This is a genomic window from Sphingomonas sp., from assembly GCF_019635515.1.
In the GTDB taxonomy this organism is placed as follows: Bacteria; Pseudomonadota; Alphaproteobacteria; order Sphingomonadales; family Sphingomonadaceae; genus Sphingomonas.
In genome coordinates, this window is record NZ_JAHBZI010000001.1 from 718,071 (window position 1) to 740,850 (window position 22,780).

General features: G+C 66.3%; 23 protein-coding genes and 1 tRNA gene. 7 read left to right on the plus strand and 17 right to left on the minus strand.

Annotated features, from left to right (window positions below; all coding sequences use genetic code 11):
* The first annotated feature begins 38 nt into the window (after nt 1-38).
* The gene (locus tag KF730_RS03520) at nt 39-929 is read left to right on the plus strand and encodes an ROK family protein (RefSeq protein ID WP_294092293.1); all 891 of its coding nucleotides are present in this window, start codon (nt 39-41) and stop codon (nt 927-929) included.
* A gap of 100 nt (nt 930-1,029) precedes the next feature.
* Here KF730_RS03520 and KF730_RS03525 read toward each other — a convergent pair whose 3' ends face one another.
* Nucleotides 1,030-1,653, minus strand: a complete 624-nt coding sequence (locus KF730_RS03525; RefSeq protein WP_294092295.1) for a DNA-3-methyladenine glycosylase 2 family protein — start codon at nt 1,651-1,653, stop codon at nt 1,030-1,032.
* Nucleotides 1,654-1,716: 63 nt separating this feature from the next.
* On the opposite strand from KF730_RS03525, the gene KF730_RS03530 reads away from it, so the two are divergent.
* Nucleotides 1,717-2,034: a 2Fe-2S iron-sulfur cluster-binding protein gene (locus KF730_RS03530; protein WP_294092297.1), complete on the plus strand. Its 318-nt coding sequence runs from the start codon at nt 1,717-1,719 to the stop codon at nt 2,032-2,034.
* A gap of 206 nt (nt 2,035-2,240) precedes the next feature.
* On the opposite strand, the gene KF730_RS03535 is transcribed toward KF730_RS03530, so the two are convergent.
* Genes KF730_RS03535 through KF730_RS03545 form a run of 3 tightly spaced genes read right to left on the minus strand, consistent with a single transcriptional unit; the run spans nt 2,241 to nt 5,322 of the window.
* Entirely contained in the window at nt 2,241-2,960 is a 720-nt protein-coding gene (locus KF730_RS03535) for a hypothetical protein (protein WP_294092299.1), read from the minus strand.
* A 14-nt stretch (nt 2,961-2,974) separates the two neighbouring features.
* Nucleotides 2,975-3,721, minus strand: a complete 747-nt coding sequence (rlmB, locus tag KF730_RS03540) for a 23S rRNA (guanosine(2251)-2'-O)-methyltransferase RlmB (protein ID WP_294092300.1) — start codon at nt 3,719-3,721, stop codon at nt 2,975-2,977.
* Entirely contained in the window at nt 3,721-5,322 is a 1,602-nt protein-coding gene (locus tag KF730_RS03545) for a M20/M25/M40 family metallo-hydrolase (protein WP_294092303.1), read from the minus strand. The genes rlmB and KF730_RS03545 overlap by 1 nt, the downstream gene beginning before the upstream one ends.
* 122 nt (nt 5,323-5,444) lie before the next feature.
* Between KF730_RS03545 and KF730_RS03550 the strand changes: the two genes are divergently transcribed.
* A tRNA-Tyr gene (locus KF730_RS03550) sits at nt 5,445-5,530 on the plus strand.
* Nucleotides 5,531-5,608: 78 nt separating this feature from the next.
* Here the strand turns inward: KF730_RS03550 and KF730_RS03555 are convergent.
* Genes KF730_RS03555 through cyoA form a run of 7 tightly spaced genes read right to left on the minus strand, consistent with a single transcriptional unit; the run spans nt 5,609 to nt 12,076 of the window.
* Nucleotides 5,609-6,142: a response regulator transcription factor gene (locus KF730_RS03555; RefSeq protein ID WP_294092304.1), complete on the minus strand. Its 534-nt coding sequence runs from the start codon at nt 6,140-6,142 to the stop codon at nt 5,609-5,611.
* Nucleotides 6,139-7,425 carry an ATP-binding protein gene (locus KF730_RS03560; protein ID WP_294092305.1) on the minus strand — a complete coding sequence of 429 codons (1,287 nt, stop codon included), beginning with the start codon at nt 7,423-7,425 and terminating at the stop codon, nt 6,139-6,141. Before KF730_RS03560 ends, KF730_RS03555 begins: the two co-directional genes overlap by 4 nt.
* A complete protein-coding gene (locus tag KF730_RS03565) occupies nt 7,425-8,081 on the minus strand; it encodes an SURF1 family protein (protein ID WP_294092308.1) in 657 nt (218 codons plus the stop codon). Before KF730_RS03565 ends, KF730_RS03560 begins: the two co-directional genes overlap by 1 nt.
* 1 nt (nt 8,082) lies before the next feature.
* The gene (gene cyoD / locus KF730_RS03570; RefSeq protein WP_294092310.1) at nt 8,083-8,424 is read right to left on the minus strand and encodes a cytochrome o ubiquinol oxidase subunit IV; all 342 of its coding nucleotides are present in this window, start codon (nt 8,422-8,424) and stop codon (nt 8,083-8,085) included.
* Complete coding sequence (gene cyoC, locus KF730_RS03575; RefSeq protein ID WP_294092311.1) at nt 8,421-9,035, minus strand: cytochrome o ubiquinol oxidase subunit III; 615 nt, start codon at nt 9,033-9,035, stop codon at nt 8,421-8,423. Before cyoC ends, cyoD begins: the two co-directional genes overlap by 4 nt.
* Before the next feature lie 2 nt (nt 9,036-9,037).
* The gene (cyoB, locus tag KF730_RS03580) at nt 9,038-11,038 is read right to left on the minus strand and encodes a cytochrome o ubiquinol oxidase subunit I (RefSeq protein ID WP_294092314.1); all 2,001 of its coding nucleotides are present in this window, start codon (nt 11,036-11,038) and stop codon (nt 9,038-9,040) included.
* A complete protein-coding gene (gene cyoA / locus KF730_RS03585) occupies nt 11,039-12,076 on the minus strand; it encodes a ubiquinol oxidase subunit II (protein WP_294092315.1) in 1,038 nt (345 codons plus the stop codon).
* Between the two features lie 130 nt (nt 12,077-12,206).
* Here cyoA and KF730_RS03590 point away from each other — a divergent pair, with 130 nt between their 5' ends.
* Nucleotides 12,207-13,583, plus strand: a complete 1,377-nt coding sequence (locus tag KF730_RS03590; RefSeq protein WP_294092316.1) for an MFS transporter — start codon at nt 12,207-12,209, stop codon at nt 13,581-13,583.
* Between the two features lie 37 nt (nt 13,584-13,620).
* Here the strand turns inward: KF730_RS03590 and KF730_RS03595 are convergent, their stop codons facing one another.
* From KF730_RS03595 to KF730_RS03620, 6 genes are read right to left on the minus strand one after another with little or no spacing between them, the layout of a single operon-like run.
* A complete protein-coding gene (locus KF730_RS03595) occupies nt 13,621-14,124 on the minus strand; it encodes an asparaginase domain-containing protein (RefSeq protein ID WP_294092317.1) in 504 nt (167 codons plus the stop codon).
* 14 nt (nt 14,125-14,138) lie between these two features.
* A complete protein-coding gene (locus KF730_RS03600) occupies nt 14,139-15,710 on the minus strand; it encodes a sodium:solute symporter (RefSeq protein WP_294092318.1) in 1,572 nt (523 codons plus the stop codon).
* Nucleotides 15,711-15,719: 9 nt separating this feature from the next.
* Nucleotides 15,720-16,952 (minus strand): DUF1343 domain-containing protein, encoded by a 1,233-nt coding sequence (locus KF730_RS03605; protein WP_294092319.1) that lies wholly within the window; start codon nt 16,950-16,952, stop codon nt 15,720-15,722.
* Nucleotides 16,952-18,121, minus strand: coding sequence for a serine hydrolase domain-containing protein (locus KF730_RS03610; protein ID WP_294092320.1), 1,170 nt, complete (start codon nt 18,119-18,121; stop codon nt 16,952-16,954). The genes KF730_RS03605 and KF730_RS03610 overlap by 1 nt, the downstream gene beginning before the upstream one ends.
* Nucleotides 18,122-18,158: 37 nt before the next feature.
* On the minus strand, nt 18,159-19,172 hold the full coding sequence (locus tag KF730_RS03615; RefSeq protein WP_294092322.1) for an inorganic phosphate transporter: 1,014 nt from the start codon (nt 19,170-19,172) through the stop codon (nt 18,159-18,161).
* A 21-nt stretch (nt 19,173-19,193) separates the two neighbouring features.
* Entirely contained in the window at nt 19,194-20,318 is a 1,125-nt protein-coding gene (locus KF730_RS03620) for a DUF47 family protein (protein ID WP_294095680.1), read from the minus strand.
* Nucleotides 20,319-20,521: 203 nt separating this feature from the next.
* On the opposite strand from KF730_RS03620, the gene KF730_RS03625 reads away from it, so the two are divergent.
* Genes KF730_RS03625 through KF730_RS03635 form a run of 3 tightly spaced genes read left to right on the plus strand, consistent with a single transcriptional unit; the run spans nt 20,522 to nt 22,635 of the window.
* Nucleotides 20,522-20,857, plus strand: coding sequence for a GntR family transcriptional regulator (locus KF730_RS03625; protein ID WP_294092324.1), 336 nt, complete (start codon nt 20,522-20,524; stop codon nt 20,855-20,857).
* Nucleotides 20,850-21,776: an ABC transporter ATP-binding protein gene (locus KF730_RS03630; RefSeq protein WP_294092326.1), complete on the plus strand. Its 927-nt coding sequence runs from the start codon at nt 20,850-20,852 to the stop codon at nt 21,774-21,776. Before KF730_RS03625 ends, KF730_RS03630 begins: the two co-directional genes overlap by 8 nt.
* Nucleotides 21,763-22,635 carry a hypothetical protein gene (locus tag KF730_RS03635; RefSeq protein ID WP_294092327.1) on the plus strand — a complete coding sequence of 291 codons (873 nt, stop codon included), beginning with the start codon at nt 21,763-21,765 and terminating at the stop codon, nt 22,633-22,635. The genes KF730_RS03630 and KF730_RS03635 overlap by 14 nt, the downstream gene beginning before the upstream one ends.
* The last annotated feature ends 145 nt before the right edge of the window (nt 22,636-22,780 follow it).

Below are 22,780 nucleotides of genomic sequence, written 5' to 3' on the forward strand. Positions count from 1 at the left end.
CCTCTTTTTTGTGCGCGCCGCATCGGCTAGCGCAAGGCATGGCATCCCTTCCGATGATCGCCGGCCTTGAGCTCGGCGGCACCAAATGTGTCGCGATCCTGGGTAGTGGCCCCGATGACATCCGGGCGCGGGAAACGGTGCCGACCGCCGATCCCGCGACCACCCTCGCGGCGCTGGAGGCGGTGCTCGACGGCTGGCAATTCGACGCGATCGGCATCGCCAGCTTCGGGCCGCTCGAACTCGACCGGCAAGCGGCGGACTTCGGATCGATCACCGCAACGACCAAGCCGGGATGGACCGGCACCGACCTGACCCGGCGGCTATCCGCGCGCTACGCCAGGCCGCTGGCGATCCAGACCGACGTGGCGGGTGCGGCGCTGGCCGAGGCGCGCTGGGGCGCGGCGCGGGGACTGGCGACGCACGCCTATATCACCATCGGCACCGGCGTCGGCGTCGGGCTGATCGCCGACGGCAGGCCGGTGCAGGGCGTCGCGCATGGCGAGGGCGGGCACATGCGGGTGGCGCGCGCGCCGGGCGACAGTTTCGCCGGCTGGTGCCCGTTTCATGGCGACTGCGTCGAGGGGTTGATCTCGGGGCCAGCGCTGGCCGAGCGCTTCGGCTGCCCGGGGCGGGATTTGCCCGATGACGGACCACAATGGGGCCTGTTCGTTCATGACCTGACCGGGTTGCTGCACAATCTCGTCACCGTCGCCGCGCCCGAGCGGATCGCGATCGGCGGCGGCGTGATCGCGGAGCGCGAGCATTTGTTCGAACGGTTGCGCGCGGCATTGGCGGCCAGCATCGGGGGCTATGGATCGCTGGAGGCCTATGCCGGCGAACTCGACCGCCGCCTCGGGCCGCCCGGCCTCGGCACCCTGGCCGGACCGATGGGCGCGATCGCGATGGGGCTGGAGGCGCTGGGAGCTTAGCCGCCCGCCAGCACCTGTTCGAGGCGGGCGGCTTCGGCATGGCGCTGGCCGGCGCGCAGCTTCTCCGCCGCGATCTCGTCACGGACCTTCTCCCAATGCGTCAGATCACGTCCATATCGACCTTATAGTGATGCCAGGCGAAGATCGCCGCCGCGCCGCGATGCGGGCGCCAGGCCTCGGCGATTTCGCGCAACGCCTTTTCGCCGGGGCGGTCGGCATGGCCGAGCAGGCGGCCGACTTCGATCTGGACGGCGAGATCGCCGGCCGGCCAGACATCGGGGCGGCCTTCGGCGAAGAGCAGATAGATTTCCGCTGACCAGCGTCCAATCCCCTTGACGCGAACGAGCTGGGCGATCGCTTCCTCATCGTCGGCGGGCAGGTTGTGCAGGTCGAGCGCGCCGCTGGTCACCTCCTCGGCGAGGCTGCGGGCATAGCTCGCCTTCTGCCGTGAAAGCCCGGCGGCGCGCAATTGCTCGTCGCTGGCGGCGGCGACGATCGCCGGCTGGGTCAGGTCGCCCAGCTCCGCCTCGAGCTTCTTCCAGATCGACGCGGCGGCGGCGACGCTGACCTGCTGGCCAATGATCGTGCGCAGCAGCGTTTCATAGCCGCGATCGCGCAACCGCGGCTCGGGATAGCCGGCGCGTTCGATGCCGGCGGCGATGGCCGGCTCGACCCTGGCGAGCGCATCGAGCGCGGTCTTGAGCTGTTCGGCGGTCAGGCCCATCGGTCATGTCCTTGAAACGTGGCGGCGAAGGCGGCATGGGACGCCAAACCGGAGGAATTTTGCATGCCCAAGCTTATCGTCGTGACCCGCAATGGGGAAGAACGCGAAGTCACCGGGGAAGCGGGCCTTTCGGTGATGGAAGTGATCCGCGAGAACGGCTTCGACGAATTGCTGGCGCTGTGCGGCGGCTGCTGCAGTTGCGCGACCTGCCATGTCCATGTCGATCCGGAATTTGCGGCCAAACTGCCGGCGATGAGCGAGGACGAGAACGACCTGCTCGACAGCTCGGCCGATCGCGACGGCCGTTCGCGCCTGTCGTGCCAGATCCCGTTCACCGACGCGCTCGACGGGCTGCGGGTGACGATCGCCGACGAGGATTGAGGCCCGGCGGCGGCGCGAATGTTGAGGAAGTTTAGTGTTTTTGGGGGACTAAACATTCGCGAATGGTCCCAATGGTCGCAGTGACCATGGGGTTGGCGGATCGACGATTTCAAAGAGCGGTCGGGAGTGCCGACTGCGTGAGCCAAGCAGGCGAAATCCTACATTGCAACCTATCAATCCTCCCCCTCCGGGGGAGGATCAGTTGATCAGATGCCCTTCACCCGCAGCATCGCGGTCGGCGCGTCTTCGCTGGTGGGGGATACCTTCCAGGTGATGCTCTTCCCCGCCGCGACCGGCTTCGCGCCTTCCTCCTGGTTCTGGCTGACGATCTCGGCATCGGTGATCAGCGTGAAGGTGCCGTCGAGATTGGCGCTGGCTTCCTCGCTTGCGCCCATCGAATTGTCGCCATCCCGCTGCTTGGCGAAGGCCGGTGCCTTGATCCGGACCTGATCCTTGCCGCGCAGTTCGATCGCGACGAACGGGAAGAGCAGCCCGGTATCCTGATTATAGGGGAAGACGAAATTATGGGTCAGCACGCCGCTGATCGCATATTCGACATAGAATTTCCCGTCGCCGCGATATTCGACGACGGTGTAGCCGGCTTCCTTGACCAGCTGGGCGGCGATCTCGCGATACTTGGCGTCCTGCTCGGCCTTTTCCTTGGCCGCGTCCTCGGGCGAAGTGTCCGGCGCGGCGGTGTTGGTGGCATCGTCGCTGGTGTTGGAGAAGGCGGCGGCGAAGCCGCCCATCGCCTTGGTCATCTGGCCCGCCAGATCGACCGCGATCACCTCGCCCTTATAGCTATAGGTGAAGCTGCGATCGGCGTGGACGGTCATCACCGAAGTGAACTTGCCCGGCACGAACAGGCATGCGGCAAGCGCGAGCGGCACCAACAACGCGGCGGCGAGCGCCTTCCAATGCTTCATCGATAATCCCCCAATCAGCCGCGCGCGGCCACCGCGTAGAGCGCGATCGCGGCGGCATTCGACACGTTCAGGCTCTCGACCTTATCGGAGATCGGAAGCTTCGCAAGCTGGTCGCAATGCGCCTCGGTATTCTGGCGCATGCCTTCCCCCTCGGCGCCGAGAACGAGGCAGATGCGCGCCTTGCCCATCACTTCGCCCAGCGTCTGATCGGCGTGACCGGTGAGCCCGATCCGCCAGAAGCCGGCGCGCTCGATCTCTTCCAGCGCGCGGGCGAGATTGACGACGCGGACCCAGGGCACGGCCTCCAATGTGCCGGCCGCCGAGCGCGCGACGGTGCCCGATTCCGGCGGGGCGTGGCGATCCTGGGTGACGATGCCGAGCGCGTCGAACGCCGCCGCCGAGCGCAGGATCGCGCCGACATTGTGGGGATCGGTGACCTGATCGAGCACGATCAGCGGGCGATCGTCACCCTCGCCCTGCGCGAGCAGATCGCCGAGCCAGATATCCTCGAGCGGGTCGACATCCGCCACCAGCCCCTGATGCGGAGCATCGCTTGGCACCAGCCGCCCGAGATCGGCGGCGTTGGCGAAGGTCACCTGGATGCTGTTGGGGATATCGAGCCCGGCCAAGGCTTCGTGGGTGCCCCAGATATGGCGCACATTGCGTTCGGGATTGTTAAGCGCGGCAAGCACCGCGTGGCGCCCGTAGAAGCGCGGGCGCGACGGCGGAGCCTTGCTGGGCCTGTGCCCGCGCTTGGCCATTACCTGCCGCCCGCCGGGGCGGCGTAGCCGTAATAATCGCCCTCGTTCGGCTTGGTCGGGAGCGGCAGGCGCGGCAACGGCTTGTCGGCATTGGCGGCATTGACGAGGAAGGCGGCGAGGATGATCGCGCCCTGGCGCATATCCTCGGCCTTCAGCGCGTCGAAGGTATCGAGATTGGTGTGGTGGCGCAGGCTGCCATAATCGAGCGGATCCTGGATGAACTGGAAGGCGGGGATGCCGACCGCGTCGAAATAGGCGTGATCGGTGCTGCCGACCTTGCGGATGGCGATCTGGCCGGCGCCCATCGAATGGAACGGCTTGAACCAGTCTGCGAAGATCGGACCGACGGCGGCATTGTTCTGGATGTTGATCCCGCGGATCTTGCCCGAGCCATTGTCGAGGTTGAAATAGGCGCTGAGCTGGGCGTGACCGGGAAGCGGGGTGATCGGCCAGCTATTGCCCCAGGCGAAGCGCGCGGCGAGGCCGGTGGTGCCCTCGGGCACCGGGCGGCTGGCGAGATAGCGCGCGACATAATCGCGCGAGCCGAACAGCCCCTGCTCCTCGCCCGACCACAGCGCGAAGCGGATCGTGCGCCTGGTCTTGATGCCGCTCGCCTTGATGATCCGGGCGGCTTCCATCACCATCGCGCTGCCCGCGGCATTGTCGGCGGCGCCGTCGCTCGCGGCCCAGCTGTCGAGATGCGCGCCGGCCATGACATAGCCGGCCTTGGCATCGGTGCCGGGGATATCGGCGATGACGTTATACCCCTGCGTGTCGCTATCGTCGTAGCGGACCTGACTGGCGAATTCGACGACCGGCGCGGCGCCCATCGCCGACAGGCGGGCGAGACGGCGATAATCCTCCTGGGCGATGTCGAAGCCGGGCAGCGGCGGCGAATCGCCGACCGCGAAGCGCGAGCCCTGGCCGCCGACGATCTTGCCGGGGCGGGCGGACATGGTGGCATAGCCGACCGCGCCTTCCTCCTTGAGGAACGCTTCGCGCGCGCGCGAGAGCATCTGGCGCGCGCTGAAATCGAGCTGGGGCCGGCGCGAGAAGTCGAAAGTGTCGAACTTGTCGAGCTCGTCATCGCTCCAGCGCTTGAACGGCGCGTCCGCCCAGTCCTTGGGCGCCTCGGGGTCGCTGATCAGCACCAGCTTGCCCTTGAGCTTGCCCTTGTAGCGCGCGAGCGAGGCGATGTCCGGCATCGGCGCGACGATGACCTCGGCGCGGACGGTCCCTTCGGTGCCGGGGGTCCACACCACCGGCACCATCGTCAGCTGGGTCACGCGCGGCTCGACCAGCCGCATGAACGAACCCTGCGATTCCCAGCCGCGGCCGAAATCGAAGCCTTCCTTATGGACCGCGCTCAGGCCCCATTCGCGGAACTTGGCGGCGGTCCAGTCCTCGGCGCGGCGCATGCCGGGCGAGACGGTGAGGCGCGGGCCGATCACATCGGTCAGATACTGGGCGATCTTCATCACTTCGGAATTGTTGGTGCCCTCGGCGATGATTCGCGCGGTGTCGGCCGGGATCGCCTGTGCGGCGAGCGGAAGCGGGGCGATGCAGGCGGTGGCGGCAAGGAAGGTGGCAAAGGCGCGCATGGTTCGTGAGTCTCGCGGCTGGGAGGGGGAACGCCGACGCTATGCGCCGCGAAGGATGCGCGCAAGACGTTGACAGCCCGGCTTTCGCCCGGCAATGGACCGCGCTCGCCAAGGGCGCCCAAGGACAGGTGGCCGAGTGGTTAAAGGCAGCAGACTGTAAATCTGCCCGTGCAAGCGTACGCTGGTTCGAATCCAGCCCTGTCCACCACCGCCGTCCTGTACGAGCGGGCAATCTCGAAAATCCTGTTGTGCGGAAATGGAGTGGGTCGCGGTTTGCGCCCCGGGGCTATTTGACCGGGCGCTTCTCGAGTTTCCGCGCCAGGGTCCGGCGGTGCATGCCCAATCGCCGCGCGGTTTCCGAGATGTTGAAGTCTGTCGCGGCGAGCGTCTCGTTGATCATCTCCCATTCGTGCGTCTTGATCGACGAGGCGCGCCCGGTGACCGGAACCTCGGCATCGCCCCGCGCCTTGCCGAAGGCGGCTTCGATATCGTCGGTGTTGGAGGGTTTGACCAGATAGTGGCAGGCGCCAAGCTTGATCGACTCGACCGCCGTGGCGATGCTGGCATAGCCGGTGAGGACGACGATCAGCATCTCGGGGTCGCGGGCGTACAGCCTGGCGACGCACGGCAGACCCGATGCGGTGCCGAGCTTGAGGTCGACCACCGCGTGGCTCGGCACTTCGGCTTCCAGCAATGTATCGAGCCTGGAAGCGCTGGCGGCGGTGCGGACGCGATAGCCGCGCCGCTCGAACGAGCGGGCGAGGGTGCGGGCGAAGGTCTCGTCGTCCTCGACGATGATCAGGCTGGGCTGGCCGGTCATTGCGGTTTCACCGGCAGGACCAAGCGGACTTCGGCGCCGCCCGCGGGGAGGTTGCGCGCCTCGAGCCGGCCGCCGAGACGGCGGGCGACATTGGTGGCGAGGAACAGGCCGAGGCCATGGCCGGCGCCCTTGGTCGACTGGTAGAGCTGGCCGACCAAGGCGAGCTGTTCGGGGGCGAAGCCGGGGCCATAGTCGCTGACCGTGATCGCCAGCATGCCGGCTTCGATGCGCGCGCGCAGGCGGACGGCGGGGGAGACTTCGGCGCCATTGTCGAGCAGGTTCCAGATTGCCTGACGCAGGGCGGGATCGGCGGCGACGATCGCGGCCTCGACTCCCTGCGGATCATAGTCGAGCGGGACCTGCGGGTGGGTCGGCTGCCATTCGGCGGCGACGGCGTCGAGAAAGGGACCGGCGGCGACGCTTTCCATCGCCTCGCCGCGCGGCTGTCCGGCGGAATGGAGGATATCCGAGACGATTCCCTTGCAGCGCTGGACCTCGGCCTGCATTTCCCGGACCTCCGCCGCCAGCTCCGGATCGCTGGCGATTGCCGGCATCCGGCGCCAATCGGCGAGGATCACCGAGAGCGTGCCGAGCGGCGTGCCGAGCTCATGCGCCGCGCCCGACGCGAACAATCCCATGCGGACAATCCCCTCCTCCTGGGCGGCGTGCTGGCGGAGATCGGCGACATGCGCGTCGCGGGCACGCAGGTTGCCGGTGATGCGGGTGATGAACAATACCAGCAGCCCGGCGACCATCGCGAAGGCGATCCAGCGCCCGATCGCGAACAGATCGGCGGTCTCCGCGACCAGTCCGCTCGGGATCACCAACGGGATGGCTCGCACGCTGAGCAACGCGTAGCTCAGCACCGTGGCGGCAACCAGCATGGCGGCGAGCGCGGTCGGCAACAGAATGGCCCCGAGCACGACCTGGAGCAGATATAGCGAGATGAAGGGGTTGGTCGCGCCGCCGCTGAAATAGAGCTGGAGCGTGAGTGCGCCCATGTCGAGCAGCAAGGCCAGCATCACTTCGGAATCGGGAACGCGGTGGCGCGGCACCGCCATCGTGACCAGCAGGTTGGCGAGCCCGAGCAGCGCGGCGACGCCGAGCATTTCCGCGAGTGGCAACGGTATCCCCAGCCACAGGCCGACAAGCAGGATGGCGACGGTCTGACCCGCCACCGCGATCCAGCGCAGCTGGATAAGCTGCCGCATATTCTGCGCGGCGGCGGTCTCGGCGAACTCGCGCGGATAGTGGCGGGTGAGCGCGAGGAGCGGGGTATCCATCAGGCGCGCTTTCGCCGTAGTGCCAGTACCGCGCCGGCGGCGCTGAGAAGCGCGAGCGCGAACCAGGTCAGCGCATAGACCAGATGATTGTTGCGGAAAGCGACCACGGTCAGCCCTCCTACCGGATAGCCGCCCGGGTTGGGAGTGGCATCGGCATCGATGAAGAACGGCGCGACCGGGCCGAGTTGCCGTGCGGTGGCGATTGCCGTCACGTCGCGGGAATACCAGCGGTCGTTCGCAGGATCATTGGCACGGAGGAAGCCGCCTTTGGGCTCGGTTGCGCGCTGGAGCCCGGTGATGGCGGCTTCGGTGTCCGGCCCGCACCAGCGCGCTTGCCGCGGCGAGGACACGAAGCCGCGATTGATCAGCACCACACCCTGCGCGGTGCGCAGCGGCGTCATCACCCAAAAGCCTTCGCCGCGTTCGGTCACCGCCTTCACCAGCGTCTCGCGGTCGCGGAGGTAGGTGCCGGTCAACCGGACCTTGCGATATTCGGCGAAGCGCCGCCAGTCGCTCGCGGGCGGCGCCTTCAGGCCGGCATCGACGCGCGCGATCAGATCGAGCTTCCATGCGCGTCGCTCGATCTGCCAGATGCCCAGCGCCGTGAAGCCCAGGGCCGCGGCCAGAGCGAACAGGACGAGCAGCGCCCGTTTCATCTCAATGCGCCGACATCTCCGCCATCGGCATCATGTTGGAGTTGATATGGTACATGATCCACAGCGAGCCGGAGATGACGATCAGCACCATCACCGCGGTGAAGACATAGGCCATCAGCGTCCAGCCGCCTTCCGAACGGGTGTTGACGTGGAGGAAGCACACGGTGTGGACGAGGATCTGCACCACCGCGAGCCCGACGATGACGATCGCCGTCAGCTGCGGCGCGGCGGCGCCGGTCATCACCATCCAGAACGGCACGGCGGTCAGCACCACCGACAGCAGGAAGCCGATCAGATAGGCACGGCGCGAAGCGTGCGGGGCGGCATTGTGGGAGGCGCTCATCGAACCACTCCGAGCAGATAGACAAAGGTGAACACGCCGATCCAGACGATGTCGAGGAAGTGCCAGAACATGCTGAGACACATCAGCCGGCGCTGGTTCTCGGGATGCAGTCCGCGCTGGCCGAGCTGGACCAGCATCACCACCAGCCAGATGATCCCGAAGGTGACATGCAGCCCGTGCGTCGCGACCAGCGTGAAGAAAGCGGAGAGGAAGGCGCTGGTCTGCGGCGTCGCGCCTTCGTGGATCAGATTGCCGAACTCGTAGAGCTCGATGCCGACGAAACCCGCGCCGAGCAGCCCGGTGACGATCAGCCACAGGCGGACGCCGGAGAGCTTGCCCTCCTGCATCGCGATCATCGCGAAGCCATAGGTGATCGACGAGACCAGCAGCAGCGCCGTGTTCACCGCCACCAGCGGCAGCTCGAATATCTCGCGCGGGGTGGGTCCGCCGGCAAAGGCGGAGCTGAGCACGCCATAGGTCGCGAACAGCGTCGCGAAGATCAGCGCGTCGCTCATCAGGTAGATCCAGAAGCCGAGCATCGTGCTGCCGCCGGCTTCGTGATGCTCCTCTTCCAGGACGTAGAAGCCCGGGTTCTCGGTCGCGGTCGTCATGGTCATGCTCCCGCCGCCAGCAGGCTGGTGCGCGCGTCTTCGGTGGCGGCGACTTCCTCCGCCGGGATATGATAGTCGCGGTTATAGTCGAAGGTGTGCCAGATGCCGTAGGCGAGCAGCCCGATCGCCGATAGCGCGGCCAGCCACCAGATATACCAGACCATTGCGAAGCCCAGCGCCAATGCCATGGCCGACAGGATCACCCCGGCGCCGGTGTTCTTCGGCATATGGATCGGCAGGAAGCCTGTCACCGGACGCTCGGCGCCGCGATCCTTCATGTCGTACCACGCGTCGAGATCGTGGACGCGCGGCGTGAAGGCGAAATTATAGGCCGGCGGCGGCGAACTGGTCGACCATTCGAGGGTGCGGCCTTCCCAGGGATCGCCGGTCGTGTCGCGCAGCTTGTCGCGGTTCTTGATGCTTACCGCGATCTGGATGACGAAGGCGAGGATGCCGATCAGGATGATGACCGCGCCGATCATCGCGATGATGAAATAGGGCTGCAGTGTCGGGTCGTCGAAATGCCGCACCCGCCGCGTCGTGCCCATCAGCCCGACGATGTAGATCGGCGTCCAGGCGACCCAATAGCCGATCACCCAGCCCCAGAAGGTCACCTTGCCCCAAAAGCGGTCGAGCCGGAAGCCGAACGCCTTGGGGAACCAGTAGTCCATGCCCGCGAACAGCCCGAACACGACGCCGCCGATGATGACGTTGTGGAAATGCGCGACGAGGAAAAGCGAGTTGTGCAGCACGAAATCGGCGGGCGGCACCGCCAGCAGCACCCCGGTCATGCCGCCGACCACGAAGGTGATCATGAAGGCGACGACCCACATCATCGGCAGCTCGAAGCGGATCTGCCCACGGTACATCGTGAACAGCCAGTTGAATATCTTCGCACCGGTCGGGATCGAGATCACCATGGTGGCGATGCCGAAGAACGAGTTGACGCTGGCGCCTGATCCCATGGTGAAGAAGTGGTGGAGCCACACCAGATAGCTGAGGATGGTGATGACCACCGTCGCGTAGACCATCGACGAATAGCCGAACAGCCGCTTGCCGGTGAAGGTCGAGGTGATCTCCGAATAGATGCCGAAGACGGGCAGGACGAGGACGTACACCTCGGGGTGGCCCCAGATCCACACCAGGTTCCAGTACATCATCGGGTTGCCGCCGAGATCGTTGGTGAAGAAATTGGTGCCCGCGTAGCGATCGAGCATCAGCAGCGCGAACGCGCCGGTGAGGACCGGGAAGATCGCGATCGCCAGCACGTTCGAGCAGAGCGCGGTCCAGCAGAACACCGGCATCTTCATCATCGTCATGCCGGGCGCGCGCATCTTGATGATCGTGGTGACCATGTTGATCGCGCTGAGCGTGGTGCCGACGCCCGCTATCTGCAGCGCCCATAGATAATAATCGGGCCCGGTATCGGGGCTGTTCTGGAGGTTGGTGACCGGCACATAGTTGAGCCAGCCGCCGCGCGAGAATTCGCCGACGAACAGCGAGATCATCACCAGGATCGCGCCCGCCACGGTCAGCCAGAAGCTGAGGTTGTTGAGGAAGGGGAAGGCGACGTCGCGCGCGCCGATCTGGAGCGGCATCACATAGTTGATGATGCCGACGACGAGCGGGATCGCCACGAAGAAGATCATGATCGTCCCGTGCGCCGAGAAGATCTGATCGTAATGATGCGCGTTCAGATATCCTTCGCTCGCGCCGAACGCGAGCGACTGCTGGAGCCGCATCATCAGCGCGTCGGCGAAGCCGCGCAGCAGCATGATGATGCCGAGGATGATGTACATGATGCCGATCTTCTTGTGATCGACCGTCGTCAGCCATTCGGTCCACAGCCAGCCCCACAGCCGGTATTTGGTGACCAGCGCGAGGATGCCCACCCCGAGCGCCACCACCACCGCGAAGGTGACGAGCAGGATCGGTTCGTGGACCGGGAAGGATTCAAGCGTCAGGCGGCCGAAGATCGTGCGCGCCAGCGATTCGGTGAACATTCAACGCTCCTGATGGTGCGAATGCGGGGCGGGGCCGGGTTGCGCGCCGGGAGGGGCGGTGAGGCTCTCACCGCTCTTGCTCTGGTCGCCTTTCTCCATCAGCGCGCCTTCGGGCTTGCCGGCTTCCGGTGCGTGGCCGCCATGCATGCTGGCGACGCAGGGCGTGCCCGGCTTGACGCAGCGCTGCACCGCGCGGGTGAACAGGCTCTGGTCGATGCCGCCGAAATAGAGCGCGGGCACTTTCTCGCTGGGCTTCTCCAGCTCGAGGAAGCGATCGGTGTCGAGCGTGGGGCCGCTGGCCTTGACGCGGGCGACCCAGCTGTCGAACCCGCCCTGATCGACGCCGTAGAGCTTGAAGCGCATGTCCGAGAAGCCGGCGCCACTGTAATTGGCGGACATCCCTTCGAACCTGCCGGGCCGGTTGAGCACCGCGTGCAGCGTCGAGCGCATGCCCGGCATGGTGTAGATCATCCCCGCCAGCGTTGGCGCGTAGAAGGTGTTCATCATGTTGGTCGAAGTCAGATCGAAGCGCACCGGACGATCGACCGGCAGCGCCAGCTCGTTGACGGTGGCGACGCCCTGTTCGGGATAGATGAACAGCCATTTCCAGTCGAGCGAGACGACCTGCACCACCAGCGGCTTGACCTGGGGATCGACCGGCTTGCCCGCGGCGATCCGGTTCACCGGACGGAACGGATCGAGCAGATGCGTGCTCCACCAGGTCAGCGCGCCGAGGCAGATGATGATCAGCAGCGGCGCCGACCAGATCACCAGCTCGAGCGAGGTCGAGTGGTCGAAATTTGGATCATAGGTGGCGTCGTTGCCCTTGCGATAGCGCCATGCGAAGGTGACGATCAGCGCGATCACCGGCACGATGATCAGCAGCATCAGCGCCGTGGAGATATAGATGATGTCGCGCTGCTGGAGGGCGATGTCGCCAGCGGGATTGAGCACTTCGCGGTTGCATGCCGCGAGCGCCAGCAAGGGCAGCAGCGGAAGCGTCCGGCGGAACGATGGCAATGACAGGTGTTTGCGCATGATGATCCGCCTATCCCGGCGCCCGTTACGCCGACATTGGACATTTTGTCCTATCCCCACCGCTGCGCTTTTCTGGTGCAAGGCGCGTTATAACGCAATAATCTAGGCCAAGGCCGCCGGAGCTAGCCCTATGAGTGCACCGATCGCCGCGTCGAATTCGACGCAAATGGAGCGCGACGCCCGCGTCGTCACCGCGCGCGAGCACCGAATCGCGCCGGGCGAGATCGCCATTGGCGTGATCGTGGGCCGCACCAGCGAATTCTTCGACTTCTTCGTCTATGCGATCGCATCGGTGCTGGTGTTCCCGGCGCTGATCTTCCCGTTCGTCGATGCGGTGACCGGGACGCTCTATTCGTTCGGATTGTTCTCGCTGGCATTTCTCGCGCGCCCGCTCGGCTCGGCGATCTTCATGTGGATCGATCGCAACCATGGCCGTGGCGTCAAGCTGACCATCGCCTTGTTCCTGCTCGGCGGCTCGACGATGGCGATGGCGTTCGTGCCGAGCTACGCGGATGCCGGGCTGGCGGCGATGTGGATGCTCGCGGCGCTGCGCGTCGGCCAGGGCATGGCGCTGGGCGGAGCGTGGGACGGGCTGCCGTCGCTGCTTTCGCTGAATGCTCCGCAGACTCGCCGCGGCTGGTATGCGATGATCCCGCAGCTCGGCGCGCCGCTGGGGCTGATCGTGGCGGCGGGACTGTTCGCGTTCTTCATCTCGACGCTGTCGAGCGCGGATTTCCTCAGCTGGGGCTGGCGCTATCCGTTCTTCGTCGCCTTCGCGATCAATGTGGTGGCGCTGTTCGCGCGGCTGCGGCTGGTGGCGACGCCGGAGTTCCAGAAGCTGTTCGAGAGCCGCGAGCTGCAGGCGGCGCCGTTTTGGGAAACGGTGCGGCTGGAGTGGCGGACGATCGCGCTCGGCTCGTTCGCGCCGCTGGCGAGCTTCGCCTTGTTCCACCTCGTCACCGTCTTCCCGCTCTCCTGGGTCACGCTGTACACCGGCGAGGACGCCGAGCGCTTCCTCGTCATCGAGATCATCGGCGCGGTGGCCTGCGTGTTGTCGATGCTCGCTTCGGGACTGATCGCCGATCGTGTCGGGCGCCGAGCGGTGCTCGGTGTCTCGGCCGGGCTGATCGCGGCCTATAGCGGCTTCGCGCCGCAATTGCTGGGCGCGGGCGGCTTTGGCGAGACGGTCTATATGCTCGCGGGCTTCGTGCTGCTGGGGCTGGCGTTCGGCCAGTCGTCGGGCGCGGTCAACGCCAGCTTCTCGGCCGAGCGCCGCTACACCGGTGCCGCCACCACCGCCAACCTCGCCTGGCTGATCGGCGCCGGCTTCGCGCCGCTGGTGGCGCTGGCGCTCGCCAGCCGCTTCGGCCTCTGGTCGGTTGGCGCGTATCTGCTTTCGGGCGCGCTCTGCACGCTGATCGCGCTGGGGGTGAACAAGGATTGGGCGCTCGCCACCCCCAATTCCGATTCGCCGGCGGTTGATCAGGATACGGCCCAGACCAGGTGATGCCGGCAGGGATCGTTCGCCAATCTTCAGCGAGTGGTCATAAGTCCCCGGTCGCGACGAACCTGCCGGCTTCGCGGTCCTTGCGGACGCGGGTGCCGTCGAACACCTGGCCGCTCATCGCGATATAGACGCCGGGCGCCGCCGTCTGGACGCAGGCGAAGGCCATGCCGAGGTTGAACGCGGCGTCGCTCTCGGCGAAGCGGGCGGGGGTCAGCGCGCCGGTGAGCGCGATGGTCTTGCCGGGGATCCCGGCCAGCGCCCGCGCGGTTTCGGTCATGGTATCGGTGCCATGGGTGATGATGATGCGCTTTTCGGGAGCGGCGGCGACGCGCGCGACCAGATCGGCGCGATCCGCCTCGGCGATGTCGAGGCTGTCCTTGCGCATCACTTCCTCGATGCGGAAGGCATGCGCCACCCGCGCGACCTCGAGCATCCGCGCGATGATGCTCTCCGTGATCGCATATTCGCTCAGCGCGTCGAAATATTGCTTGTCGATCGTGCCGCCGGTGGTGAGCACCAGGATGTCACTGTCGCTGGCCATTGTCGCTTCCGCCTTCAAACCTCGCCGCGCGCTAGCTCGGGCGCGGACGCGCGTCCAGCCGGTACGGCGGCGACGAGGAAGGCGACCGCGGTGCCGAGGCAAAGCTGGAACGGGAAGGCGAGGTGGCAAAGCACTTCCGGCAGGCCGATCGACGCGGCGATTGCCGGCTGGAGCAGCAACACCGTGACGAAGCCCGCGATCAGCGAGGCGATCACCGATGCCGTCGATCCGCGCCGGGTGAAGATTACCGTGAAATAGACGCCGAGCAGGCCGGAATAGGCGAAGACCATCACGCCGAGGGCGAATTCGAGCAGGCCCATCTCGGTATAATGTTGCCAGTAGAAGGACAGCACCGCGACCGCGAGCATCGCCACGCCAATGATGCCCATGCCGGCACGGCCGGCCTGGACGTAATGATGCTCCTCGACCGGAGCCCGCCGCGCGCGCCACGGGCGATAGAAATCCTCGATCAGCACCGAAGACATGGCGTTGAGCGCCGAATTGGTGGTGGCGACGGCTGCGGCCATGATGCCGGCGGTGACCAGGCCGCGCAGTCCCGGCGGAAGCTGCGTCAGGATATAATGCATGAAGGTGCTGATCTTCTCGCCGTCGAAGGCGTGGCTGGCGGTGGCGGTGGCGCCGCCCATCAGCTCGGGACGATCGTAGAAGATGTGGAGCAGCAGGCCGATGGTGATGAAGATCGCCACCACCGGCACCGTCGCCAGCACCGAGACATAGAGGCTGCGCGCGCCGGTCTTCGCATCCTTGCACGCCAGCAGCCGCTGGGTGATGTCCTGATCGAGCCCGGTCGAGGCGACGGTGAGCAGGGCGATGCCGGTGACGATCGCCAGCAGCGAGAAGGGCTTGGACAAATCCATCGACAGATCGAACAGGCGCAGCTTGTCGATATCGCCCGGCGCGTTGGCAAGGCCGTGGAGGATCTCGGCATTGGTCGCGGGGATCGACAGGCGGATGAAGATCAAAACGGTGATCGCCGATCCGACCATGATCACGAACTGGACGAGATCGATCCACAGCACCGAGCGCAACCCGCCGACGAATGTCGAGAGAAAGGCGGCGGCGACCAGCAGCGCGGCGGCGATGAAGATGCCTCCTGCGGTGACCGTGGAGGTCATCACCATCGCGATGGCGATCGCCGCCAGATAGATGCGCGCGCCGCCCGCCAGCACCCGGCCGAGCAGGAACATCGCCCCGGTCCAGCGCGTCGCGATCGTGCCGAAGCGCAGGGTCAGCAGTTCGTAGACCGTCGTCACCCGTGCCGCGTAGAAGCGCGGGATCAGCACCCGGGCGACGAAGATCGCGCCGAGCAACGCGCCGAGATTGGTGCCGAGATAGGTGAAGTCGCCGCGATAGCCGTAATCGGGTCCGCCGAGGAAGGTCGCCGCCGACTGCGTAGCCGACAGCACCGAGACCGCGGCGAGCCAGACCGGCACGGTGCCGCCGGCAAGGAAATAGTCCTTGGCGGTGTGGGTGTGCTTCGGGGTGAACAGCCAGGCGCCCGCCCCCAGCAAGGCGAGGTAGGCGAGGGTGACTACCCAATCCAAGGTGCTGAAAGGCAAGGACATCGAAATCCCCTAGTACAACAGATAGCCCGCGCGGCGGGCCTTGAAGCGCTGGAGCTCGGCCTGCCAGCCTTTGGCGATCACCCGCGGGTCCATGCCCGCCTTGATCCGGTCGAGGACGGTGCGGTTGCGCAGCAGCCGGTCGACCTTTTCGATCTGGAACGTGTCGCCATAGAGCTTCCACAAGGCGGCGACGGCCTCGATGCCGAGCGCCGGCGCATCGAGCCGGTCGCGGTCGTGGATGATCACCTCGACGCCCTGAAGCCGCTGGCCCGCAAACGGGTAGAGCTTGTCGTTCGCCGCGACATAGGTGACGGGGAGGAAGCTGACGCCCGGAATGCGCCGCGCGTTGAGATAGGCCGCGAGCTGCGTCGCCTTGATCCACGGCGCGCCGAAACGGAGGAAGGGCGAGCCCTCCGGCCCCTTGATGCTGATATTGGTGCCTTCGAGCAGCGCGGTGCCGGCATAGGCGGTCGCCTGGGTCAGGCTGCGCAGATTGGGCGAGGGGTTGATCCACAACAGCCCGGTATCGTCGTACCAGAGATCGCGCCTCCAGCCCGTCATCCGGATCACGGTCAGCCTCGCGCCGATCTTGTCCTCGGCGTTGAACATCCGGGCCAGTTCGCCGAGCGTCATTCCCGGGCGCATCGGCTCGGAATGGACATTGGTGTAATCCTCGCGGCCAGGGGTCGAGACAGGGCCCTGCACCGCGACCCCTCCCAATGGGTTGGGACGGTCGAGGATGATGATCTCGACGTGGTTGGCCGCGCCCGCCTGCAGGAAATATTTGGTCAGGGTCTGGAAGGTCCAGTAGCGCACGCCCGCGTCCTGCAGATCGATCACCACCGCATCGACGTCCGCCAGTTGCGCGGCGCCGGGGCGCTTTTCGGCGTCGGTCCGGCCATAGAGGCTGATGATCGGCAGGCCGGTCCCGGTGTCGATCCTGTCATCGATATCCATGTCGTCGGTCGCGGCGTTGATGCCGTGCTCGCCGCTGAACAATTTGACGATCTCGACGCCGGGGATATGCGCTTCGCGCAGCACGTCGATGGTGCGGCGACCGTCGCTGTCGACGCTGATCGGGTTGGCGAGGATGGCCAGCCGCAGCTTGCCGCCATGCCGCGCCGCGATCTCGGCGAGCGCCGCGAAGCGGGTATCCTGCAGCACATCGATACCGGTGCGGACCTGCGCCGCGGCGGGCATGGTGACGAACAGCGCCAGCAGCGCGAGGATCAGCCGGCGCATCATTTCCCCTTGTCCAATGCCTCGAGCACGGCGCTGTGGATCGCCGGGCGGGCCTGATTGATCAGCAAATTATCACGGGTCGGGTTCACCCGGTTGGTGAGCAGGATCACGAAGGCGTCGCGGTCCGGATCGATGTAGATCGAGGTGCCGGTGAAGCCGGTGTGCATGATCGCGTGACGAGACGCCAGCGGCCCGGCCCAGCCGGCGCCGGGCGGCATGTCCCAGCCGAGCGCGCGGCTGCTGTCCGCCGGAATGCCCTGCGCGCTGCGGAACAGGGCCACGGTGCCGGCGCGGAGCAGCCTTTTGCCGCGATAGGTGCCGCCGTTCAGATACATTTGCGCCAGCTTCGCCAGATCGCGCGCGGTCGAGAACAGCCCGGCATGCCCGGCGACGCCGCCCATCAGATAGGCATTTTCGTCATGCACCACGCCGCGCACCAGCGCGTGGCGTAGGACATCGTCCTGCTCGGTCGGAACGATGCGAGCGGAGGGGCGCGGATTGAAGCCGGTATCCGTCATCCCCAGCGGGCCGAACACTTCGCGCCGCACGAAGCGGTCGAGCGGCTGCCCGGAAATGCGTGCGACGATCTCGCCGATCAGGATGATGTTGAAGTCCTGATATTTGTAGACCGCGCCCGGCGCGTCGCTTGCGGGGAGCGCGTAGATCTGGGCGAGGATGCCCTGCCGGTCCTTGGCCTTGCTCCAGAACACTCCTGACGGCTTCAGCCCCGAACTGTGGGTGAGCAGGTGGCGGACAGTGATCCGGTCGTGCCCGGTGGTGCCGGCGAATTCGGGCAGGTAGCGCATGACCGGCGCATCGAGATCGAGCTTGCCGCGATCGTAGAGGATCGCCGCCGCGCTGGTCGTCGCCACCACCTTGGTGAGCGAGGCCATGTCGAAGATCGCGTCGGCCGGCATCGGCGGGGCGCCCTCCGCGACGCTCATCCGTCCGAACGCCTTCAACGCGATGATCCGGCCATGTTGACCCACCGCCAGCACCGCGCCGGGAAACGCCTTCGCCGCGACCCATTTGTCGACTTCGGCAAAGGCTGCCGCGAAGCGCGCATCGGGGGTCGCCGCGTGGTGGCCCGCAAGCGCCGCGATGCCGGGCTGGCCGCACAGCAACAGCCCCGCCGCCGCACATGCACAAAGCGCGTTCCTGCCGATCATGCGCATCGATGCTCCGCCATATGGCGGAGCATAGAGCCTAGAAAAGCAATGTCACCGCGTAGAAAGCCGCGCCAATCACCGCCGATGCCGGAATGGTGATGATCCACGCCATCACGACATTCTTGGCGACGCCCCAGCGCACCGCCGAAGCGCGCCGCGCGGTGCCGGCGCCGATGATCGAGCCGGTGATGGTGTGGGTGGTCGAGACCGGAATGCCGAGCGTCGACGCGCTGAACACGATGATCGAGCCGGCCAGCGAGGCGCTGAAGCCCTGGTGCTGCGAAAGCTTGGTGATCCGCGAGCCCATCGTCTCGATGATCTTCCAGCCGCCGGTCATCGTGCCGGCCGCGATCGCGATGTAGCAGCTGATCGCCACCCAGTGCGGTACTTCGAAGTCGCCGGTCAGCCGGCCTGTCGAATAGAGCAGGACGGTGATGATCCCCATCGTCTTCTGGGCGTCGTTGAGGCCGTGGCTGATCGAATAGCAGGCGGACGAAATCACGTGCAGCACGCGGAAACTGCGCTCGGCGTGGAACGAATTCACCCGGTGGAAAATCCAGCTGCTGACCAGCATCACCAGCATCGCCAGGATCATGCCGAGCGTGGGCGAGAGGACGATGGCGACGAGGGTCTTGTTGAGCCCGGTCCACTGGATCGCGAAGATGCCACCATGCGCTACGCCCGCGCCGATCAGCCCGCCGACCAGCGCGTGGCTGCTCGACGAGGGGATGCCGCGCAGCCAGGTGATGACGTTCCACGACATCGCGCCGCCCAATGCGCCGAAGATCACCGCGGGCGTGACGATATCCTTGTCGACCAGCCCCTTGCCGATGGTCTCGGCGACGGCATGGAGCGCCGGGAAGGCCAGCGACAGGAAATAGGCGGCGAAATTGAAGAATGCGGCGAACAGCACCGCCTTGACCGGCGACAGCAGCCGCGTCGCCACCACCGTCGCGATCGAATTGGCGGCATCGTGCAACCCGTTCAGATAATCGAACGCCAGCGCGACGGCGATCAGGCCGACGAGCAGCGGAAAGGCGAGCTCATGCATGGGCGCGGACCCCGTTCAGGCTCAAGCGTGGTCGATCACGATGCCGTCGATCTGATCGGCGACATCCTCGAACGCATCGACGATACGCTCGAGATGCTTGTAGATCTCGCGCTCGGTGACGAAGCGCAGCGTGTCGGTCTTGCCATATTGCTGGAGCGAGCGCTTGAGGCCGGCGGTGTGGATCTGGTCGGCATGCCCCTCGATGCGGATCAGGCGCTCGGTCAATTCGTGCAGGCGGTCGCCGTTGCGGCTGATGTCGCGCAGCAGCGGCATCGCCTCGGCGGCGAGCCGCGCGGCATCGACGATGATGCCGGCCATGTCATGCATCTCGGGGGTGAACTCCCTGAGCTCGTACAGGTCGATCGCCGAGGCCGCCGCGTGCATTTCGTCGATCGTGTCGTCGAGCGCGCCGATCAGCGCGGTGATCGCGCCGCGATCGAAGGGGGTGAGGAAGGTCTTGCGGACCGTCTGCAGCACCTCGCGGGTGATGTCGTCGGCATCATGCTCGCGCTCGCTGATCTCGAGGATATGCTCGCTGGCATTGGGACCGCCGGCGAGCAGCCGCGCGGTCGCCTCGGCGCCGGAAAGAACCGTGGCGGCATGCGTTTCGAACATCTCGAAGAAATTGCCGGTGCGCGGCAGCAGCCGCTGAAACCATCCAAACATTGGTGCCAGTCCTGTATGTCGAGTCATGGTGCCGAGCGCACCGGTGCGCCGCACGGCGGCCTTGAATTCGCGGGGTGCGAAAGATCGAATGAGGTTACGCAGATCGGGTTCGTTGACGATGTTGGCGGCCTCGGAAAGGCTGTACCAGCGCCGCTCGCGCTGATCCTGTTCCTTCCACGAAGGCAGGATGTCGTTCACCGCCAGCGGGAAGACATCGACATCGACCATCAGCGTCGCGCCGCTGCCGCGCAGCTTGCGATACTGATAGCTGCCGAGCGGGATCGGGCACAGCGCGCCGCGCACGCCGGCTTCCTCCTCGGCCTCAAGCGCGGCGGAGGCGTGGGCCGACATGCCGCTATTGGGATTGCCCTTGGGAATCACCCAGCGCCGGGTTCCCCGTGACGTCACCAGCAGCACCTGCACCGAGGGTTCCTCGGTGGTGCCTTCGATGCGGTAGGGAAGGGCGGCAATCTGGCGAATGGAAAAGCTCTCTCGCGATTTCGCGAGTCGCATAGAACAACGCCGCCGGGCCGTCATGCCATATTAAAACTGTAACATTTGCCGGCGCCGGAGCCCGATTGACTCATCTATATTACTGTACTAGTGTTCCAGTACAGCGGATAGGATGGACCTTGCAGCTTCTGATCGACCCTCGGGCCTCCAGACCCATTTACGGCCAGATCATGGATGAGATCCGCCGTCTGATCGTGACCGGCGCGCTCAAGGCGGACGATCCGCTGCCGTCGGTCCGCCAGCTCGCCGCCGATCTCCGGCTCAACCACAACACGATCGTCCAGGCTTATCGCGAGCTTGAGCGCGAGGAAGTGGTCTATGTACGCCGCGGCCAGGGGACGTTCGTCGCCGCGCAGCGCGAGCCCCAGGTCCAGCGCGAGCGCGTCATCGCCGAAGTCGCCGAGCGGGCGATCGGCGACGCCCGCCGCCACGGCATCGCGCTCGATGAGCTGGTCGATGCGCTTCGGGCCTCGGCCCCCAGGATCAAGGAAGCGAAGAATGGATAGCGCCGAACCGCGGGCGCTGGCGGTGGAGACCCGGCAGCTGATCAAGCGCTATGGGCGGGAAACCGCGCTGGCCGGCGTCAATCTCGCCGTGCCGCGAGGCGGCGTGTACCTGCTCGCCGGCACCAACGGCGCGGGCAAGAGCAGTTTGCTGCGCGCCCTGCTCAACCTCGAACGCATCGATCACGGATCGGCCATGGTGCTCGGGCTCGACACGGGCACCGGCGGGCCGCGGATTCGCGCACGCACCGGCTATGTCCCCGAAACCGGCGAAGGCACTTATCGCTGGATGCGCGCCGGGCGCTTTCTTGACCATTGCGCGAGCTTCTATCCGAACTGGGACGCCGAATATGCGGAGCATCTGATCCGCCTGCTCGAAGTGCGTCCCGAAAAGCGGCTCGGCACGCTTTCCAAGGGCCAGGCGCGCCGCGTCCAGATCGTCGCCGCGCTCGCGCACCGACCGTCGCTGCTGCTGCTCGACGAATTGACCGACGGTCTCGATCCACTGGCGCGCGAGGAGGTGCTGTCGCTGCTCGCCGCTTTCCTGGCGGATACCGGCTGCACCGCGATCCTCTCCACGCATCTGGTGGCGGAAGTCGAGACGCTGATCGATCATATCGGCGTGCTGCGCGCCGGCCGGCTGGTCGCGCAGGCGCCGACCGCGCTGCTGCTGGAGCGGTTGCTGCGCTATCATATCGATGCGCCCGACAGCTGGTCGCCGCCCGAAACGCTGGTGCCGGCGATCCTGCGCCGCGAGAGCGGCCTCGGTTCGGCTTCGCGGCTTGTCGCCATGGGCGAGGAGCGCCAGATCGCCGCCGCCATCGCGGCATCGGGCGCGCAGGTCCGCGAAGTCTCGCGTCTCAGTCTCGCCGAAGCCGTGCCCATGCTGCTCCAGTCGGAGAAATCCCATGACTTCGCCTGACCCGCATCGCCAGTCGTTCGCGGCGTTGCTCGTCGAGCAGGTGCGCGCGGTGGGCCTCGCGGTGCGCCGTGAAGCGATCCTCGCCGGCGCCGCGCTCGCGCTGATCCTGCTGCTGTCGCTGATCATGGCGTTCAAATATGATGAGCAGCTGTTCCTCGTCCCCGAACTGCTCCAGCCGACCTGGCTGGCGGCGATCCTGCTTCCCTATGCGGTGTGGAAAAGCGATCCGATCTTCGGGCGGGCGTTCCTGTGGACGCTGCCGGTTCGCCGCCAGCGCGCCGCCGCCGCCAAGATACTGGCGGGCGCGTTCTGGCTGGTGATCGCGTTGCTGGTGACGATGGCCTCGCTGGCGCTCGCTGCGTTGCTGACCGGTGGCCCGATCGGCGTCACCGAGACCCGCTATGTCGGCGAGGGCGCCTCGATCGCCGGTGCGGCACGCGTGCCGTGGAGCACGCCGCTGTGGATGTGGCTGATCCCGTTCACCAGCGCGCTGATCCTCTACATTTTCGGCAGCGCCGCGATCGTCGGCCTCCGCCATCCGATCCGCTGGGTCGCCGGCATCGCGGTCGGACTGGCGATGACGCTCGCGATGGCGGCGACGACAGGATCCGGCGGCGCGTTCGACCGGTTTCTCGAAAGCGTCCACCATCTGATCCTGAACGGCAGCGCGGGGCTCGATTTCATGCTCACCGGTGGCACGGATTCGCTGAGCCTCCGGCTCCGGCGGCTCGGGCCGGGATCGGACATTTTGTGGCGGGAGCTGCCGAGCATGGGCCGATGGGTCTGGGCGACATTGGTCTGGCTGGGCCTCGCGCTGCTGGCCCTGGCGCTGGCGATCCGGAGGCATTGGGAACGCTGAACCGGGTCTGAACCAAACTCCGGATCACGCGCGAATAGCGCCCAAAATCCGGTGAAATAGTGAATTAAATCACTACCACACTATCGGGATATCTGAGATGATTTCACCAAGACCTCATCAGCCGCTCATGCCGCTCACCTCCGGG